17 protein-coding genes and 1 pseudogene are annotated in these 16,752 nt (G+C 70.3%); 13 read left to right on the forward strand and 5 right to left on the reverse strand.

Annotated features, from left to right (window positions below):
• Window positions 1-471: pseudogene (locus tag D7V77_RS45520) on the reverse strand (hypothetical protein); the annotation flags it as partial.
• 90 nt (window positions 472-561) lie between these two features.
• Between D7V77_RS45520 and D7V77_RS14330 the strand changes: the two are divergent.
• From D7V77_RS14330 to D7V77_RS14345, 4 genes are read left to right on the forward strand one after another with little or no spacing between them, the layout of a single operon-like run.
• Entirely contained in the window at window positions 562-1,164 is a 603-nt protein-coding gene (locus D7V77_RS14330) for an RNA polymerase sigma factor (RefSeq protein ID WP_120576842.1), read from the forward strand.
• Complete coding sequence (locus tag D7V77_RS14335) at window positions 1,161-1,640, forward strand: anti-sigma factor (RefSeq protein WP_120576843.1); 480 nt, start codon at window positions 1,161-1,163, stop codon at window positions 1,638-1,640. The genes D7V77_RS14330 and D7V77_RS14335 overlap by 4 nt, the downstream gene beginning before the upstream one ends.
• A complete protein-coding gene (locus D7V77_RS14340; RefSeq protein WP_120576844.1) occupies window positions 1,640-2,134 on the forward strand; it encodes a DUF3106 domain-containing protein in 495 nt (164 codons plus the stop codon). Before D7V77_RS14335 ends, D7V77_RS14340 begins: the two co-directional genes overlap by 1 nt.
• Window positions 2,131-2,397 carry a hypothetical protein gene (locus tag D7V77_RS14345; protein ID WP_147452067.1) on the forward strand — a complete coding sequence of 89 codons (267 nt, stop codon included), beginning with the start codon at window positions 2,131-2,133 and terminating at the stop codon, window positions 2,395-2,397. Before D7V77_RS14340 ends, D7V77_RS14345 begins: the two co-directional genes overlap by 4 nt.
• Window positions 2,398-2,473: 76 nt before the next feature.
• Here D7V77_RS14345 and glmS read toward each other — a convergent pair whose 3' ends face one another.
• Together glmS and glmU are read right to left on the reverse strand one after the other, a co-directional pair.
• Complete coding sequence (gene glmS / locus D7V77_RS14350; RefSeq protein ID WP_120576846.1) at window positions 2,474-4,309, reverse strand: glutamine--fructose-6-phosphate transaminase (isomerizing); 1,836 nt, start codon at window positions 4,307-4,309, stop codon at window positions 2,474-2,476.
• Between the two features lie 113 nt (window positions 4,310-4,422).
• Window positions 4,423-5,823: a bifunctional UDP-N-acetylglucosamine diphosphorylase/glucosamine-1-phosphate N-acetyltransferase GlmU gene (gene glmU / locus D7V77_RS14355; protein ID WP_120576847.1), complete on the reverse strand. Its 1,401-nt coding sequence runs from the start codon at window positions 5,821-5,823 to the stop codon at window positions 4,423-4,425.
• A gap of 388 nt (window positions 5,824-6,211) precedes the next feature.
• Here glmU and ggt point away from each other — a divergent pair, with 388 nt between their 5' ends.
• Both ggt and D7V77_RS14370 read left to right on the forward strand, forming a co-directional pair.
• Window positions 6,212-7,975 (forward strand): gamma-glutamyltransferase, encoded by a 1,764-nt coding sequence (ggt, locus tag D7V77_RS14365; protein ID WP_120576848.1) that lies wholly within the window; start codon window positions 6,212-6,214, stop codon window positions 7,973-7,975.
• 21 nt (window positions 7,976-7,996) lie between these two features.
• A complete protein-coding gene (locus tag D7V77_RS14370) occupies window positions 7,997-8,779 on the forward strand; it encodes a TatD family hydrolase (protein WP_120576849.1) in 783 nt (260 codons plus the stop codon).
• A gap of 147 nt (window positions 8,780-8,926) precedes the next feature.
• On the opposite strand, the gene D7V77_RS14375 is transcribed toward D7V77_RS14370, so the two are convergent.
• Entirely contained in the window at window positions 8,927-9,202 is a 276-nt protein-coding gene (locus D7V77_RS14375; RefSeq protein WP_120561800.1) for a hypothetical protein, read from the reverse strand.
• Between the two features lie 323 nt (window positions 9,203-9,525).
• Here D7V77_RS14375 and D7V77_RS14380 point away from each other — a divergent pair, with 323 nt between their 5' ends.
• From D7V77_RS14380 to D7V77_RS14400, 5 genes are all read left to right on the forward strand, one after another.
• Entirely contained in the window at window positions 9,526-9,774 is a 249-nt protein-coding gene (locus D7V77_RS14380; RefSeq protein WP_120576850.1) for a hypothetical protein, read from the forward strand.
• The gene (locus D7V77_RS14385; RefSeq protein WP_120576851.1) at window positions 9,771-10,763 is read left to right on the forward strand and encodes an amidohydrolase family protein; all 993 of its coding nucleotides are present in this window, start codon (window positions 9,771-9,773) and stop codon (window positions 10,761-10,763) included. The genes D7V77_RS14380 and D7V77_RS14385 overlap by 4 nt, the downstream gene beginning before the upstream one ends.
• Window positions 10,764-10,865: 102 nt before the next feature.
• On the forward strand, window positions 10,866-11,246 hold the full coding sequence (locus tag D7V77_RS14390; protein WP_014394116.1) for a response regulator: 381 nt from the start codon (window positions 10,866-10,868) through the stop codon (window positions 11,244-11,246).
• 85 nt (window positions 11,247-11,331) lie between these two features.
• Window positions 11,332-12,165: an ABC transporter ATP-binding protein gene (locus D7V77_RS14395; protein WP_120576870.1), complete on the forward strand. Its 834-nt coding sequence runs from the start codon at window positions 11,332-11,334 to the stop codon at window positions 12,163-12,165.
• The gene (locus D7V77_RS14400) at window positions 12,162-13,826 is read left to right on the forward strand and encodes a hypothetical protein (RefSeq protein ID WP_120576852.1); all 1,665 of its coding nucleotides are present in this window, start codon (window positions 12,162-12,164) and stop codon (window positions 13,824-13,826) included. Before D7V77_RS14395 ends, D7V77_RS14400 begins: the two co-directional genes overlap by 4 nt.
• Window positions 13,827-13,871: 45 nt before the next feature.
• Here the strand turns inward: D7V77_RS14400 and D7V77_RS14405 are convergent, their stop codons facing one another.
• Window positions 13,872-15,173: a VWA domain-containing protein gene (locus D7V77_RS14405; RefSeq protein ID WP_120576853.1), complete on the reverse strand. Its 1,302-nt coding sequence runs from the start codon at window positions 15,171-15,173 to the stop codon at window positions 13,872-13,874.
• 296 nt (window positions 15,174-15,469) lie between these two features.
• Here D7V77_RS14405 and D7V77_RS14410 point away from each other — a divergent pair, with 296 nt between their 5' ends.
• Window positions 15,470-16,180, forward strand: a complete 711-nt coding sequence (locus D7V77_RS14410; protein ID WP_120576854.1) for a hypothetical protein — start codon at window positions 15,470-15,472, stop codon at window positions 16,178-16,180.
• Between the two features lie 84 nt (window positions 16,181-16,264).
• Window positions 16,265-16,657: a peptide chain release factor-like protein gene (locus D7V77_RS14415; protein ID WP_199733784.1), complete on the forward strand. Its 393-nt coding sequence runs from the start codon at window positions 16,265-16,267 to the stop codon at window positions 16,655-16,657.
• The last annotated feature ends 95 nt before the right edge of the window (window positions 16,658-16,752 follow it).

Consider the following 16,752-nt stretch of genomic DNA (forward strand, 5'->3'; position numbering starts at 1 on the left):
GGCCGGGAAGGGCCCCCCTCTGGGAGGCGTCAGCCGCGTGCCCGGGACGGGGGCGTTCGTGAGGTGCTCCAGGTCCTCCGGACGCACCTCCAGCGCGTAGGGGAAGCCCAGGGCCAGCAGGGACTCCACCGCCGTGGCGCGGCAGGAGCGCCCGTCCGAGTCCACCAGCCCGTCCAGGTTGCCCCCCTCCAGCAGCCGGTGGAAGGCGTCCGCCTCCGTCCGACCCCCACCCTGCGCCCCCAGCTCCTCCAGGAGCTGGTTGAGGTTCCAGGACAGGCGCTTCTGTTCGTCCCCTTGCGCCCGCCGGGCCTGCTGCGCCAGCAGGTACATGGGCAGCGGCGAGTCCGTGGGCGGGGTGGGCGTGCCGCCCTGCGCCGGAGGCTCCCAGGCCGCCAGGTCCGACGGGGGCTCCGCCTCCTCTCCCAGGTGGGGAGATGGTGTGCGCGAACGTGGGCGGAAAGCATCGGACACGGTGGCGAAACTGTAACCGGGGCGTGGCTTGGGGTTCAAAGTGGGTGAGCCCGCAACTTCCAGCGGGCAACGGGGTTTCTGACCTCACGGATGGATTGGGACCCGGACACGCAGGCGATGCTGAAGGTGGCGGCGGGCGACAAGCAGGCCTTCGCCTGGCTCTTCGACCGGCACCACGCGAGCGTGGCGCGCTTCGCGTTCCGCTTCGTGGGGGACGCGGCGCGGGCGGAGGAGCTCACGCAGGACATCTTCGTGAAGCTCTACCGCCACGCGCGCTCCTACAAGCCCACGGCGAAGTTCAAGACGTTCCTCTTCCGGGTGGCGACGAACCACTGCCTCAACGAGATGCGGCGCGGCGAGTACCGCGTGGCGCGCCTCACGGCGGAGGCCCCGGCGGAGGAAGACGTGGGGGCGATGCGGATGCCAGGGCCCGACGGAGACAGGCCGGACCAGGCGCTGAGCGGCCGGGAGCTGGAGGCGGCGGTGGGCCTGGCCCTGAAGGATTTGAGCGACCGCGAGCGGGCCGCGTTCACCATGTGCCGCTTCGAGGGCATGGCGTACCGGGACATCGCCGAGGCGCTGGAGGCGAGCGAGGCCGCCGTGAAGAGCCTCATCCACCGGGCCACCCTGGCGGTGGCGCGCAGGATTGAAGCGTTGCAGGCGGGCACCGTGCCCGCGAGGAGTCGGGCATGAGCTGTGCGTTCGAAGAAGACCTGACGGCCTGGGTGGACGGGGAGTTGCCGCCCCCGCACCGCGCGCGCGTGGAGGCCCATCTGGTCACCTGCGCGGAGTGCCAGGGCACGGAGAAGCTCCTGCGCCTCACGGTGGCGCGGATGGCGGCGCTGCCCGCGTTCACGCCCTCACCGTCCGCCCGGCGCGAGCTGCTGGCGCGGGTGGACGCGCTGCCGCCCACCTGGCGCGAGCGGTTCGCGCACCTCTTGAGGCCCGGCGTGCTCGTGCCCTCGGCGGGACTGGCCGCCGCGGTGGTGCTGACGCTGCTCGTGGCCGGACGCACGCGCGTGGAGTCGCCCTCGCTGGAGGAGTGGGACCCGGGCGCGCTGGAGGTGGCGGCGAACCTGGAGCTGGTCGAGGACTACGAAGTGCTGGGGCTCAACAGCTCCGAAGACCTGGAGGTCGTCGAGAACCTCCATGAACTGGGGGTGCCGTGATGCTGGGAAGGATGACCGCCGGCGTGCTGGCCGTGGCGCTGATCATCGGAGTGCCCGCCCTCGCGGCCAACGCCCCCGCGCCCACCGCCGCGGAGCGCTTCGAGAAGCTCCCGCCGGAGCAGAAGGAAGCCCTGCGCGCGAAGCTGCGCGAGTTCAAGGCCATGTCCCCGGAGGAGCAGGCCCGCGTGCGCGCGAACCTCCAGCGCTGGCGGCAGCTGCCCCCGGAGGAGCGTGAGCGGCTGAAGACCAACCTGCGCGACTTCCAGCGCCTGTCGCCCCAGGAGCGGCAGGCGGTGCGTGAGCAGGTGCGCGAGCTGCGCGGCCTCACCCCGGAGCGCCGAGGGGAGCTGCGCGAACGGGTGCGCGCCTATCTCAAGGAACACCCGGAGCGCCGCGAGCAGATGCTGGAGAACATGCGCCGCTGGCGGCAGATGTCCCAGGAGCAGCGACAGGAGGCACGCGAGCGGCTGCGCGAAAGGCGGCGCAACAAGTGAGGCCCGCACCCTGTTGGTTGCTGCTGTTCGCGCTCACGGCCGCCGTGCCCGCGTCCGCCCAGCAGTCCCCGCCGTCCGAAGAGGTCCCCGCGCCCGCGAAGGCCGTGCACCCGGAGGCCCCGCCTCCGCCGTCGGACACGCGTCAGCCACAGCCCCAGCTCACCGACGAGGATCGCGAGGTGGTGGAGAACCTGGAGCTGCTGGAGTCGCTGGACGCCGCCGCGGACCTGGAGGTGCTCCTGGAGCTGGCGGACGAGAAGTAGCGGGAACGAAGAAGCCCGGGCCCCCTGTGAAGGGAGTCCGGGCTCTTTCGCATTCAGGCGTGGAAGCCGTGCAGCGCTACTCGACGGTCACGCTCTTGGCCAGGTTGCGCGGCTGGTCCACGTCGTTCCCGCGCATCTCCGCCACGTGGTACGCGAGCAGCTGGAGCGGGATGGTGGCCACCACCGGCGCGAGCAGCGCGCAGGCGGCGGGGATGCGGATGACGTGGTCAGCCAGGGTGTCCGCCTGCGTGTCGTCCTCGTCGAGGATGGCGATGACCTTGCCGCCGCGCGCGCGGACCTCCTCGATGTTGCCGATGATCTTCTCGTACGCGACGTGCGGCTGCTTCGGCGCGATGACCACGACGGGCATCTTCTCGTCGATGAGCGCGATGGGGCCGTGCTTCATCTCACCGCCCGCGTAGCCCTCCGCGTGGATGTACGAAATCTCCTTCAGCTTGAGCGCGCCCTCCAGCGCCACCGGGTGCATGGGGCCGCGTCCCAGGAAGAGGAAGTCCTGCGCGTTCATGAACTCGCGCGCGACGCGCTTCACCTGCGGCTCGCACTTGAGGACCTCTTCAATCATCTTCGGCACCTGGGCCAGGTGCGTCAGGTGCTCCTGCGCGCCCTCCACCGACAGCGTGCCGCGCATGCGGCCCAGCTTCACCGCCAGCAGGTACAGGGTGACGAGCTGGGTGGTGAACGCCTTGGTGGACGCGACGCCAATCTCCGGGCCCGCGTTGGTGAGGATGTGCAGGTCCGACTCGCGCGTCATCGCGCTGCCAATGACGTTGCAGACGGCCAACGTGTGGGCGCCCAGCCGCTTGGCCTCCTTGAAGGCCCCCAGCGTGTCCGCCGTCTCACCCGACTGGCTGATGGCGATGACCAGGTGGCTCTTCTCCACGATGGGGTCGCGGTAGCGGAACTCGCTGGCCAGCTCCACCTCCACCGGCAGCCGCGCCAGCGATTCAATCATGTGCTTGCCGGCCACGCCCGAGTGCCAGGACGTGCCGCAGGCCAGGATGGTGACCTTGGTGAAGGACTTCACCTGCTCCTGGGACAGGTTCCACGTGTCGAAGTGGACGTCGCCTTCCGTGAGGAGCATCCGGCCGCGCAGCGTGTCCGCGATGGCGCGGGGCTGCTCCCAGATCTCCTTGTGCATGAAGTGCTTGTAGCCGCCCTTCTCCGCCATCATCGGCGTCCAGTCGATGCGGCGCGTGGGGCGGTTCACCAGCTTCCCGTCGCGGTTGAAGATGTCGACCTTGGCGGCGGTGATGACCGCCAGGTCGCCCTCCTCCATGTAGACGAAGTCGCGCGTGTGCTCAAGCAGCGCGGGCACGTCGCTGGCCACGAAGTTCTGGCCCTCGCCCAGGCCCAGCACCATGGGCGACGCGTCCTTCGTGCACACGATGCGGCCCGGGTCGTTGGAGCACACCACCACCAGGCCGTAGGTGCCCTTCACCTGCTTGATGGCCGCGCGGACGGCGTCCGGCAGGTCCACGCCGCGCTCCACCTCCGCGGAGATGAGGTGCGCGAACACTTCCGAGTCCGTCTCCGACGCGAAGACGTGGCCGCGCGCGCGCAGCTCCGCCTTGAGCGCCAGGTGGTTCTCGATGATGCCGTTATGCACCACCGCCACGTTCTTGTACGTGTGCGGGTGGGCGTTCTCGTCGGAGGGGCGGCCGTGCGTGGCCCAGCGCGTGTGGCCAATGCCGGTGGTGCCCTTGGGCAGGTCCTGCACCACGCGGTTCTCCAGGTTGCGCAGCTTGCCCGTGGCGCGCACCACATTGAGTTGGTTGCCGCCCACCACCGCGACGCCCGCGGAGTCGTAGCCCCGGTACTCGAGCTTCTTCAGACCCGACACCAGGATGGGAGCAGATTCCTTGTCACCGACGTAGCCAACAATCCCGCACATGTTCGTCCTGCCTCTTTCTCGTCCCGCGGCGCCGGAGCAAACCACGGGCAACCCGTTCACGCCCAACACGCCCAACCCCGCCCCGCCGACCGACCAGCAGGCGAGCACTCTTCCTAACCAGCCTTCACCTTCACCTGCCGGGCCTTCTTGGCAGCCACCCACCCCTCCTTCACGACCTGTGGCGCGCGGGACACAGCGAGGCTCCCAGGAGGCACATTTTTCGTCACCGTGGAGCCCGCGCCGACATACCCGCCGTCCCCCACCTTCACCGGCGCCACCAGTTGACTGTCCGAGCCGATGAAGACGCCATCGCCCAGCTCGGTCAGGTGCTTGTTCACCCCGTCATAGTTACAGGTGATGGTGCCCGCGCCGATGTTGCAGCCCGCGCCAATGTTCGCGTCGCCCAGGTAAGTCAGGTGGTTGGCCTTGGTGCCCTTGCCGATGCGGGCCTTCTTCGTCTCCACGAAGTTCCCCAGATGCACTTCCTCTGCCAACTCCGTGGCGGGGCGCAGCCGGGAGAACGGGCCGATGATGCAACGCTCGCCCACACGCGCCTCCTCCAGCACGGAGTAGGGCTTGATGTGGGTGCCATCCGCCACGTGGGAGGCCGTGAGCACGCTGCCCTGACCGATGGTGACGTTCTTTCCGATGACGGTGCCGGCCATCAGCGAAACGCTGGGGCCAATCTCCGTATCGGTGCCGATGGTGATGCCCTCTTCGATGTACGCGGTGGCGGGGTCCTGGATGGACACGCCCGCGCGCATGTGGGCTTCGTTGATGCGCTGCTGGAGGACGCGGGCGCGCGCCGCCAGCTCCACCTTGTCGTTCACGCCCGCGGTCTCCGTGGCGTCCGCGTCCACCGCGCCCACGGGGCCCAGCTTCGCGGCCATCTCCACCAGGTCGGTGAGGTAGTACTCGCCCTGCGCGTTGACGGGCTTGATTTCGGCCAGCGCCTTCCAGAGGAAGGCCGCGTCCACGGAGTAGATGCCCGCGTTGCACTCCTTCACCGCGCGCTGCTCCGGGGTGCAGTCCTTGTGCTCCACGATGCGCGCCACCTTGCCGCCTTCGCGGATGACGCGGCCGTAGCCGGTGGGGTCTTCCAGCGTGGTGGACACCAGCGCCAGCACTCCGCCCGCGGCGTCGTGCGCGGCGAGCAGCGACTGGAGCGTCTCCTTCCGGAGCAGCGGCACGTCTCCGTAGAGGATGAGCACGCGGCCGTCGTGGCCCTTCAGCGCGTCCTGGGCCGCCTTCACCGCGTCCGCGGTGCCCTTCTGCTCCTTCTGGAGCGCGAAGCGCAGGGGCGCGTCCGGGAAGTGGGAGCGGATGGACTTCTCCACCTCCGCTGCCTGGTGGCCCACCACCGGCACCACGTGCGTGGCGCCCAGTTCCAGGGCCCGCTTCAAGGGATAGGCGCAAAGGGGCCGGCCGAGGATGGGGTGAAGGACCTTGGCCTTCTCCGACTTCATCCGCGTGCCCTTGCCCGCGCACAGCACAACCGCCGCCAGAGCTGTCATATGCGGCGGAGAATTAGGGACCGCCGATCAACTCGTCAACCGCGCCCGGACTTCAAAGCGGATCGCGGGACGTCCGGGGAGGGGCGGGCGCTGACTGCTACACACAACGTGTTGCATTGGACCGTGATGCCGAAGCGCGGCTTCAGGAACGTCGTCAGCCGCGCCGAAGTGGAGGCCGGAGTCGGAACCGACGCCGGGTTTTCCACGGGGTTCGGAAGACTCATGAGCACCGCCCGTTGCTGCGCATGACCGGAGACTGCCCCGCCTCCGCTCACAATCCAAGGAAAAAAATGTTGTCTGGCTGAAACCCTGGCCCTGGCGCGGCGCGTGGTGCATTAGGGAACGGCCGGAAATCACAAGGAAAGGCCTCCAGGTGGGGAAAACACACATGGGCGCCGCGGGACGGCAGTCGTTCCGTGCGCTGGGACTCGCAGTGTTGCTGGTGGCGGCGCAGGCGGGTGCGGCACGTCCCTACCGGGGAGGTGCGGTGGCCACGGCGTATCCGCCCGCGAGCGAAGCCGCGCTCCAGATGCTGGACAAGGGCGGCAACGCGGTGGACGCGGCGGTGGCGGCGGCGTTCGTGGCGGCGGTGGTGGGCCCCTACCACTCCGGCGTGGGCGGCGGCGGGTTCGCGCTGGTGCACGACGCGAAGTCGGGCGGCACCCAGGTGCTGGACTTCCGGGAGGTGGCTCCCAAGGGCGCCTCGCGCGACATGTACCTGAAGGACGGCGCGCTGGTGCCGGGCCTGTCCACGGACGGCGCGCTGAGCGTGGCGGTGCCGGGCGCGGTGGCGGGCTACCTGGAGCTGTTGTCCAAGCACGGCAAGCTCAAGCCCGCGGTGGTGCTGGCCCCGGCCATCCGGCTGGCGAAGCAGGGCTTCTGGGTGACACCCAAGTACCAGCAGATGGCCACCGGCCGCGCGGAGTGTCTGCGCCAGGACCCGGAGGCCGCGCGCATCTTCCTGACGCCCAACGCGCAGGGCACGCCGGACGTGCCTCCTGTGGGGCACCTGCTCAAACAGCCGGACCTGGCGCGCACGCTGGAGCGGGTGGCCAAGGGCGGCGCGAAGGCCTTCTACGCGGGCCCGGTGGCGCAGGCGCTGGTGAAGACGGTGCAGGACGCGGGCGGGCTGCTCACGCAGGAGGACCTGACGAACTACCGCACGCGCCCGGCCACGCCGCTGGAGACCACCTACCGTGGGCACCGCATCCTCACCATGCCGCCGCCCAGCGCGGGCGGGCTGGCGGTGGTGCAGGTGCTGGGCATGCTCCAGCAGCTGCGGCCGCAGGGCGTGCCGTACCGAGACCCGGAGTCGCTGCACCTCTACGTGGAGGCCGTGCGGCGCGCGTACGTGGACCGCGCGAAGTACCTGGGCGATCCGGCCTTCGTGCAGGTGCCGCTGGAGCGGCTGACGTCGCCCGGCCACATCGCGGACCTGGCGGGCGGCATCGACCCGAAGAAGGCCACGCCCAGCGCGTCGCTGCTGGCGCCCGTGACGGGCGGGCCTGCCTCCACGCTGCGCAAGGACGCGGGGGCGCTCACGCCGGAGCCGGAGAAGAAGAACACCACGCACATCTCCGTCATCGACAAGGACGGCAACGCGGTGGCGATGACGACCACGGTCAACTACAGCTTCGGCTCGTGCCTGGTGGCCAAGGGCACCGGCGTGCTCCTCAATGACGAGATGGACGACTTCGCCGCGCAGCCGGGCGTGCCCAACGCGTATGGGCTCGTCACCGGTGAGCCCAACGCCATCCAGGCCGGCAAGGTGCCCCTGTCCTCCATGTCGCCCACGCTGGTGTTCTCCAAGGAAGACCCCAAGCGGGTGATGCTGGCGGTGGGCAGCCCCGGCGGCTCCACCATCCCCACCACCGTCATCCAGGCCATCAGCAACGTGGTGGACCAGGGCATGGACGTGGCGCGCGCGGTGGGCACGGGCCGGCTGCACCACCAGTACCTCCCGGACGAGCTCTGGGTGGACAAGTGGGGCCTGGAGCCGGCGACGCTGTCCGCGCTGGAGGCGAAGGGCCACAAGATTCGCCGGGTGGACGCCTGGGGCGACGCGGAGGCCGTCTACAGCGACCCGCGCACCAACCTGCGCTATTCCTCCAGTGACCCGCGCAACGAGGGCGCCGCGACGGGCCAGGACTGAAACGAAGGAGAACGACTGCCCGTGGCCGAGCCGCTTCCGCTCTTCGATGCGCACCTCCACCCGGAGGCCCTGACGGACCAGGACCTGGAGTCCATGCGCTTCTTCGGCGTGGAACAGGCCCTGGTGGTGGCGCACCACTTCCCGGAGCCCACGGCCAAGGGGCTGCGTCAGCACTTCGACCAGCTGGTGGAGAAGCAGCTGCCGCGCTTGGAGCGGCTGGGCATCCGCGCCTGGGCCGCCCTGGGCGTGCACCCGCGCTGCATCCCGCGCCGGGGGCTGTCGGAAGTGCTGAGCCACCTGCCGGACTACTTCGAGGGCGGCCGGGTGGTGGCCCTGGGCGAGACGGGGCTGCACGCGGGCGGCGAGGAGGAGGAAGAGGCCTTCCTGGAGCAGCTGGCCCTGGCCCGTCAGCTCAAGCTGCGCGTGGTGGTGCACACGCCGCTCAAGGACAAGGAGCGCCACACGCGGCGCATCCTCACGCTCCTGCGCCAGTCAGGACTGCTGCCCTCGCGCGCGCTGGTGGACCACGCCAACGCGCGCACCGTGCGGACCATCCTGGAGGTGGGCCACTGGGCCGGCCTCACCCTGCACCCGGAGGCCCTCCAGGCGGACCGGGCGGTGGCCCTGGTGCGGCGGCTGGGCAGCGAGCGCCTGGTGCTGGACTCGGACGCGGGCGACGGCGCGGGGGACATCCTGGGGCTCGCGCGCACGGCGAACCTGCTGGGCAAGGCGAGGCTGTCCGAGCGCATCGTCCGACGGGTCACCCGGGACAACGCCGCCCGCTTCTTCCAGATCCACGACTGAGCGCGGCATTCGCGCGCCGTGTGGGTGGCATGCGGTGCGTTGAAAAGTGGACGGCGGCCCAGACCTGTCAGCGCTGTAAATGAGACGGGCCCCGCGCGGTGAAGCGCGGAGCCCGTGGGTTTACAGCCTGGAACCCCGAGGAGGGTCCTAGTTCACCGAGACGGAGGCCTGAGCCTCCGGGTGCAGGGTGAGCCCCTGCGCGTCCGGCGCCAGCCGCACCTGCACGGGCACGCCCTGGGAGCGGTACTCCGCGAGGGAATCCGCCGCCTCGTCGAGCAGCTGCTGATAGCGCTCCTCCAGCTCCACCGCGATCAGGAGCATGGTCTCGCCGGCGTCCGTCACGCCCGGCCGGTACACCTGGCACCGCTGGAAACGCGCCCAGCGACCGTTCTGCATCTTCACAAGCTCGCCGTCGTAAGCCATGCGCAGCACCTCTTGAGTGAAATCCGACGGACGCAATGTAGAGGCGAATCCCGGCGCTGTCATCCCCCTGCTTGAAAATTCGTAAACCCTTCGTGATTCCAGCGAGTTGCCAACGCTCAAGGGGGTGCACAGGGGTGCTCCGGGGACCGGGCCGGCGCAAAATGTAAACTGGGACACTGTCAACGCGGTTAACCCGGTCCGGGGGGCGATGCCGCGTCGCGCTGTCAACACTCCGTGAACCCGCCAGCCCGGGAGGGGCGGCCAGGGGCCGGGGCGGGACTGACGCGTGGCACCGCGCGGGGGCATCCCTTAGATTCCAGAGGATGAAGTTGCCCCTGCCGTTCCGTCGCGACCGCCCCATCATTCCGTCCGCCAATGCGCAGGATCACGCGGAGCGGTTGATCGCCGAGTCCCTGCGCATGCTCGGACAGGTGTGTTCGAAGGTCGCGGACGCCATCGAGGCGCAGCGGCTGGAGCGCCAGGGCTACGCGCACAACAGCTACCTGCGGCGCCTGGACAAGGACGAGGACGACGACGCGAAGAAGTCCTCCGGGCCGGGCACGGGCGGATGACGGCTCACCGCGAGCCTCCTGAAGAGCACGACCCCAGCGAACACGAGGACGACGACGCGCCGGTGCCGTGCCTGGCGTCCTCGCCGGCCGCGACCTGGAGGGAACAGGGCATCCAGATGCCCATGCCCGCGCTGGCGGACGAGGAAGGGCCCCGCGTGGACCCCGGCCTGCCGCCCGTCGTGGACGCGCACGTGCACCTGTTCCCCGACCGCGTCTTCGAGGCGGTGTGGCGCTGGTTCGACCGCTACGGCTGGCCCATCCGCTACAAGCTGCACACGCCCCATGTGCTGTCCTTCCTGCTGTCCCGGGGCGTCGAGCGCGTGGTCGCCCTGCACTACGCCCACAAGCCGGGCATGGCGCGCGCGCTCAACGCCTTCGTGGCGGAGGTGGCGAAGGCCGAGCCCCGCGTCATCGGCCTTGGCACCGTGTACCCGGGCGAGCCCGGCGCCGTCGGCATCCTGGAGGAAGCGTTCACCCTGGGGCTGAAGGGCGTGAAGCTGCACTGCCACGTGCAGGCCTTCTCTCCGGACGCGCCCCAGCTGAACGAGCTCTACGAAGCGTGCGCCCGGGCGGGCAAGCCGCTCGTGATGCACTCGGGGCGGGAGCCCTCCAGCGCCCAGTATCCGGTGGATCCGCACCAGCTCTGCGCCGCGGAGCGGGTGGAGCGCGTGCTGAAGGATCATCCCACGCTCAAGCTGTGCGTGCCGCACCTGGGAGCGGACGAGTTCGACGCGTACGCGCGCCTGCTGGAGCGCCATGACACGCTCTGGCTGGACACGACCATGGCGGTAGGCGGCTACTTCCCCGTGCCCCTCCCCCGGAAGGCGCTGGAGGTCCGGCCCGAGCGCATCCTCTATGGGACGGACTTCCCCAACATCCCCTATGCGTGGGATCGGGAGCTGCGGGCGCTCGCCGGGTTGGGGCTGGACGAGGCCGCGCTCGCGGGCGTGCTGGGAGGAAACACGCTGTCGCTCTACGGGGAATGTTGAAAAGAAACGAAGGCCCTTCCGCAATGAGGAGGGCATTCCCATCTTCGTCCCCATAGAATCGCGGTCCCCAAGCAGACGCCGCCACTCCAGAGGCTCAAGCCCATGTCGAACTTCATCCTGGTCGTCGACGACGACGCGAGTCACCGCACGCTCATCTGCGATGCCCTCCAGGAGATGGGCTATGCCACCATCGAGGCCAAGAACGGCCGAGAAGCGCTGGACCTTCTGGAGGACGACATCCCGGGCGCCGTGCTCCTGGACCTGCGCATGCCCGTCATGAGCGGCTGGGGCCTGCTGGACGCGCTCAAGAAGATGCCGCGGGCGCGCAACCTGCCCATCATCATCATCTCCGGCTACGGCTTCGAGTGGGAGGCGGAGCTGGTGGGCGCCGCCGGCTACATCTCCAAGCCGGTGGACCTGGACAAGGTGCGCACCACCGTGCAGCAGATCGTCGGGCCGCCGGAGGTGGCCATGGTGCACTGAGTCGGGAAGCGCCCGGCGGGCCGCACCATCCGTCAACCCGAGGATTGTGGGCAGCCCCTGGGTGCATGGTGTGATGGCGTCCTTCATGACGCCCCCCCCTTCAGAACCGGCCGGCTCCGAGCTGGCCATCGACGCCCGCGGCCTCGTCAAGCGCTTCGGCACCTTCACCGCGCTGGACGGCCTGGAGCTTCAGATTCCGAAGGGCGCCTTCTACGCGTTCCTCGGCCCCAACGGCGCCGGCAAGTCCACCTCCATCGCGTTGCTCACCGGCGTGTACGGGCCTGACAAGGGCACCATCCGCATGCTCGGCGTGGACGCCGTGGCCAGGCCCCTGGACGTGAAGCAGCGCGTGGGCGTGGTGCCGGAGGAGCTGAGCCTCTTCGAGCGTCTCACCGGCCGTCAGTACCTCACCTTCTGCGCGCGCATGTACGGACTGGATGGCGCGGAGGCCGCGTCGCGCGCGGTGGAGCTGTTGGAGCTGACGGAGCTCACGTACAAGGCGGGCGCGCTGGTGGCGGAGTACTCCAAGGGCATGCGCCGCAGGCTCGCCATCGCCGCGGCGCTCATCCACGCGCCGGAGCTGGTGCTGCTGGATGAGCCCTTCGAGGGCATCGACGTGCTCGCCGCGGGCGTCATCCGGGAGCTCTTGCGCGAGCTGTCCCGCCGGGGCGTGACGCTGCTGCTCACCACGCACGTGCTGGAGATCGCCGAGCGGTTGGCCACGCACGCGGGCGTCATCCGGGGCGGGCGCATGTTGGATCAGGGCCCGGTGGAGCAGCTTCGCCAGCGCCACGGCGTGTCCACGCTGGAGGCGGTGTTCGAGAAGCTGATCGCCGTGCCCGCCGCGCGCAACGCGAAGCTGTCGTTCTACGGCGAGCCCGCGGCGAACGTGGTGCCGCTGCGCCGGGAGACCGCGTGAGCAGCCCGCGTCCGAAGGTCCCCGGCTTCTTCCAGCACCTGCTGCTGCTCTGGGGCCTGCGCCTGCACCTGGGCCTCAACCAGGGTCCGGGCAAGAGCCGCCTGCTCGCGGTGGCCGCGTTCGTGGGCTCCAGCGCGCCGGGCGTGCTGCTGGGCCTGAGCTTCTTCAAGCTGATGCGGATGCCGCTCATCGTGCACAGCAACGTGTGGCCGTACTTCATCCTCAACCTGCTGTGCTTCGTCACCGCCGCCACGTGGGTGACGTGGCCGCTGTTGTCCGCGGGCGTGGATGACCACTCCGAGCTGTCGCGCTACGCCGCGTTCCCCATCTCGCCGTTCCGGCTCTTGATGGGCTCCACGGTGGCGAGCCTCTTCGAGCCCCGCGCGCTGGTGTTCTACGCGCCCCTCACCGGCGCGGCGGTGGGCTATGCGTCGCGGCACCGGCTGGCCTCGCCGTGGCTGGCGGCGGTGCTCTACGTGCTGTTCGCGCTCTTCTGCGCGGCGTGGAGCAGGGTGGGCCTCTACACGGTCATCAACGTGCTGAGGGCGAAGCACAGCGCGCGCATCATGGGTGGCGGCATGGTGGCGTTCCTCGTCGCCGCGTCGTTCATCCCGCCCATCGACACGTCGTGGCTCACCAGCATGGGTGAGACGGGCGTGGGCGCGCTGGACATGAGCCTCATCATCAACGCGGCGGTGGCGCTCAGCCAGGTGCCCCCGGGCTTCTTCGGCGACGGGCTGGGACAGCTGGCGCACGGCCGCGTGGGCATCGCCATGCTGGAGGCCTTCGGGCTGCTGTTCTTCACCGCCATGGGCATGGTCGTGGCGTACGCGCTCTTGATGCGCTTCCACCGGCAGGCGGGAGGCCGCTCCGGCGGCGACCGGGGGGATGGGAAGGACAGCGACCCGTTCGCCACCACGGGCTCGCGCTTCGACACGCTCCTGCGCCGCGAGGTGCTGGACCTGTGGCACAACCCGCGCGCACGGCTGCTGGCGGCGGTGCCCTTCATCCTGGCCATCCTGCTGAAGCTGCTCTCCGGCAGGGATCTCTTCGTGTACCTGCTGGGCGGCAGCGCGGACGCGTGGGTGATGGGCGGCCTGAGCATCTATGGCGCGGTGGTCATCGCGTCCACGTTCTCGCAGAACACCTTCGCGTACGACGGGCACGGCTTCGCGGTGTTCCTGGCGGCGCCCATGAACCTGGCGGACGTGCTGCGCGCGAAGAACCGGGTGCAGGGCGTGGCGGCGCTGGGGATGGCGGTGCTGGTGGGCGCCTTCTACCGGGTGTACTTCGGCTCGGGCACGCTCGTGGACTTCCTGTGCGCCATGGCCGCGGTGGCGGCGGTGGTGCCCATGCTGCTGGCCGCGGGCAACTTCCTGTCGCTGTACTTCCCGGTGAAGTTCCACGCGAGCCTCAAGCGGCGCGACCGGATTCCCCTCACCGCGTCCATGCTGGGCATCTTCGCGGCCAGCGTGGGCTGCATGCCCTTTGGCCATGCGCTGCGGGCCGCGGGGAAGGACGGGCCGGGCTGGCAGTCCGTGGCCTTCATCCTCGGGTTCGCCGTGCTCCACTTCGGCGTGTACCGGGTGACGCGGCCCTGGGCGATGCGGCTGTTGGATCAACGCCGGGAAATCGTCCTCCGGGCGGTGACGCGCGAATGACCGCGCGGGCGGGGCCTGGGTGGGCCCCGCCCGGCAGGGCGTCACTCAGTACGTGACGCCGAAACTCGCGGCCTGCTTCTTCACGCTCTTCATCACGTTGGCGTCGAAGGCGTCCTCCTTGGTGGGGGCGTTCTTCGTGAGCCACTGGTCGCGCTCGGTGGCGAGCTTCGCGACCTTCTCCTCCAGCACCTTGCGCTCGGCGGTCAGCTGCTTCACCTTCGCGGCCTGCTCCTCCTTCTTGAGGCCCTTGAGCTCCTGGGGCAGCTCGTCGTCCTTGAGGGTGTCGAGCGCGGCCGGCTTCTCCAGCAGGTCCACGCCGCCCGCGACGGCCGCGGGCGCGCTGCTCACCGCTCCGGCGCTGGGGGCGCTCTTGCCCGCGCCCCGGCTCGTCTTCATGTAGCTGATGCGGTCCGCGACGGCCTCCGCGGCCATGCCCTTCGTGGCCTCCGCGCGGGCGCGGTTCACGGCCTGGGCCTCCGCGCGGCCGCCGTAGAGCGTCTTCGACGCCAGCTCCGCGTTCACCCGCGACAGCTCCGCGTCAAAGGGCGTGGCCACCGCCACCATGCCGCCCGCCGCGTCGATGGAGTCGAAGGTGCCGTCCGTCAGCTTCGCCACGTAGCGCCAGGACTCCTCCGTGGAGGAGTCCGAGCCGCAGCGCACCGTGTTCACCACGATGTGGCGCTCCTTCGCGCGCTTGGACCAGAGCTTGAAGTCCCAGGCGGCCTCGCGCTGGGCGGGGGGCGCGTCGCCCACCAGGAAGATGACCTTCATCACCTCTCGGTCCTGGCTCCACTTGAGCAGCGACACCGCTTCACCCAGGCCGCGCCCCACGTGCTCGGGATGATCCCCGCCCCCGTTCGCGTCCAGCTTGCGCAGCTCCGCGAACATGGAGTCCATGTCGTCGCTCAGGTCGAAGCGCTTCGTCACGTACGCGTCCCCCTGGTCGCGGTACGCCACCAGCGCCACCTTCAGGTGCGGCGTGGGCTTGCCCTTCGCGATGCGCGACGCGATGGAGAAGATCTTCTGCTTGGCGCCCTCCAGCAGGCCGCCCATCGACCCCGTCGTATCCAGCACGAACGCCACTTCGATTTCAGGCCGCGCCCCCTGCGGCTGGACCTGCGCGTCCTGGCCCTGCGCCTGCGCGCCCTGCCCCGTGGGCGCCTGGGGTCCGGTGGCCGGCGTGTCCGTGGGCTTCGTGGGCTTGACGGTCGCGGGCTTCTCGGCCGCGGGCTTCGCGGTGGTGGTGGGCGGCGCGCTGACGGGCGTGACGGCCCAGGCGGAGGTGGCGGACAGACCGGTGGCGAGCGCGGCCGTCAGGACGGCCCGCGAGAGGGGCTTCAGGTTCATGGGTGTGGGCTCCTGGGGACTGCGCGGGGCGGGCACGTTCGCGCCGCCTGCTCCTGTAACGGACAGGCCCGCCGGAAGTTCTACGCCCCCGGTTGCACCCCTCCGGAACGGGCGTTGCGCCCCGGGTCCGTGCGCGTCTGGGCGGCGGCTGCGCGCCGTCGCTGGAGGCCCACGTCGGGACTTATCTCGCCGCCTGTTCGTTGTTCCGCTGACGCCCGCCTTCCCCGGGGACGCTTGCGGGCCCTCGCGCCCCGGCCCCATGCTCACCCCTGCTTCGCCACCCCTGGAGCCCTCCCATGCCGCGTTCCATCCCCCGTCTCGCCGTCCTCGCCTGCGCGCTGGCTCTGGGCTGCGGCGGCAACACGCCCTACTACCACCTGGATTGGGGAGGCGCGGACACCGTCACCGCCGCGCCCGGCGACTCCGTCCCCTATGACATCGCCATCCAGCGCATCGCGGACAACCTGGGTGAGGTGCGCGTGAGCGCGGCGATCTCGCCCGAGGGCGTCACCTTCGGCCCGGCGTTCTCCCTGCCGGAGGGGGAGACCATCGTCAGCACCACCGCCACCATCTCGGTGTCCAACAGCGTCACGAGCTACGGCGTGAACGCGCTGCAGCTCATCGCGGAAGACCCGGCCAACAACGTCACCGCCCGGGGCAACATCTCCCTGGTCATCCTGGCGCCGCCCGAGCCCCAGCCGGACTTCGCCCTCGCCGTGGAGCCCCGCCAGGTGAACGTGACGCCCGGCCAGTCCGCCCAGGTGACGGTGACGGTGACGCGCGCGGAGGGCTTCACCGGCGCGCTCACCCTCACGCTGGAAACCCCGGGCACGACGCGGCTGGGCTCCGACCCCGTCACCCTGGCCCCGGGCGAGACGACCGCGCAGGTGCGCGTCACCACGGACCGGTCGCTCTCCGCCCTGCCCTACGTGGTGAAGTTCGTGGCCACCGACGAGAGCGGGCGCGCCGCCAAGACGGGCTTCACCTTCAACCTGAACAACACCTGAGCAGGCCTTCAAGGCGCCCCGCGCCGCCCGGTGTCAGGCGCGGGGTACCGGCGGCGTCTCCGCGGCGCTAACTTGAGGACCGCCATGACGCCGCCGACCATCCCCATCGCACCCGCTCGACGCCAGGCCGCCCGGGAGGCCCTCTCCCTGGATGACGAGGCCCTGCTGAAGGTCTGCGACGTGGAGTTCTTCATCGCCTCCGGACCCGGCGGACAGCACCGCAACACCACCGCCAGCGGCGTGCGCCTCTCCCACCCGCCCACGGAGCTGTCCGTCACCGCCACCGAGCGCCGCAGCCAGTCCCAGAACAAGGACGCCGCCGTGCGCCGCCTGCGCGCCGGCCTGCAGGCCCTCACCTTCGTCCCCAAGGTCCGCAAGGCCACCCGCCCCACCCTGGGCTCCAAGCGCCGGCGCCTGGAGGACAAGAAGCGCACCTCCGAGAAGAAGGCGGGCCGGGGCGGCAAGGTCGCGGATTAGGCGACCCGGCCTCCGCCGCTATGCACGACGTGCGGACCTCGCAAGCTTTGCGTAGCCGCTGAGGTCGCCCACTCACAGCCACACGGTTTCTTTCC

This window comes from Corallococcus sp. CA041A, assembly GCF_003612075.1.
Classification (GTDB): domain Bacteria; phylum Myxococcota; class Myxococcia; order Myxococcales; family Myxococcaceae; genus Corallococcus; species Corallococcus exiguus.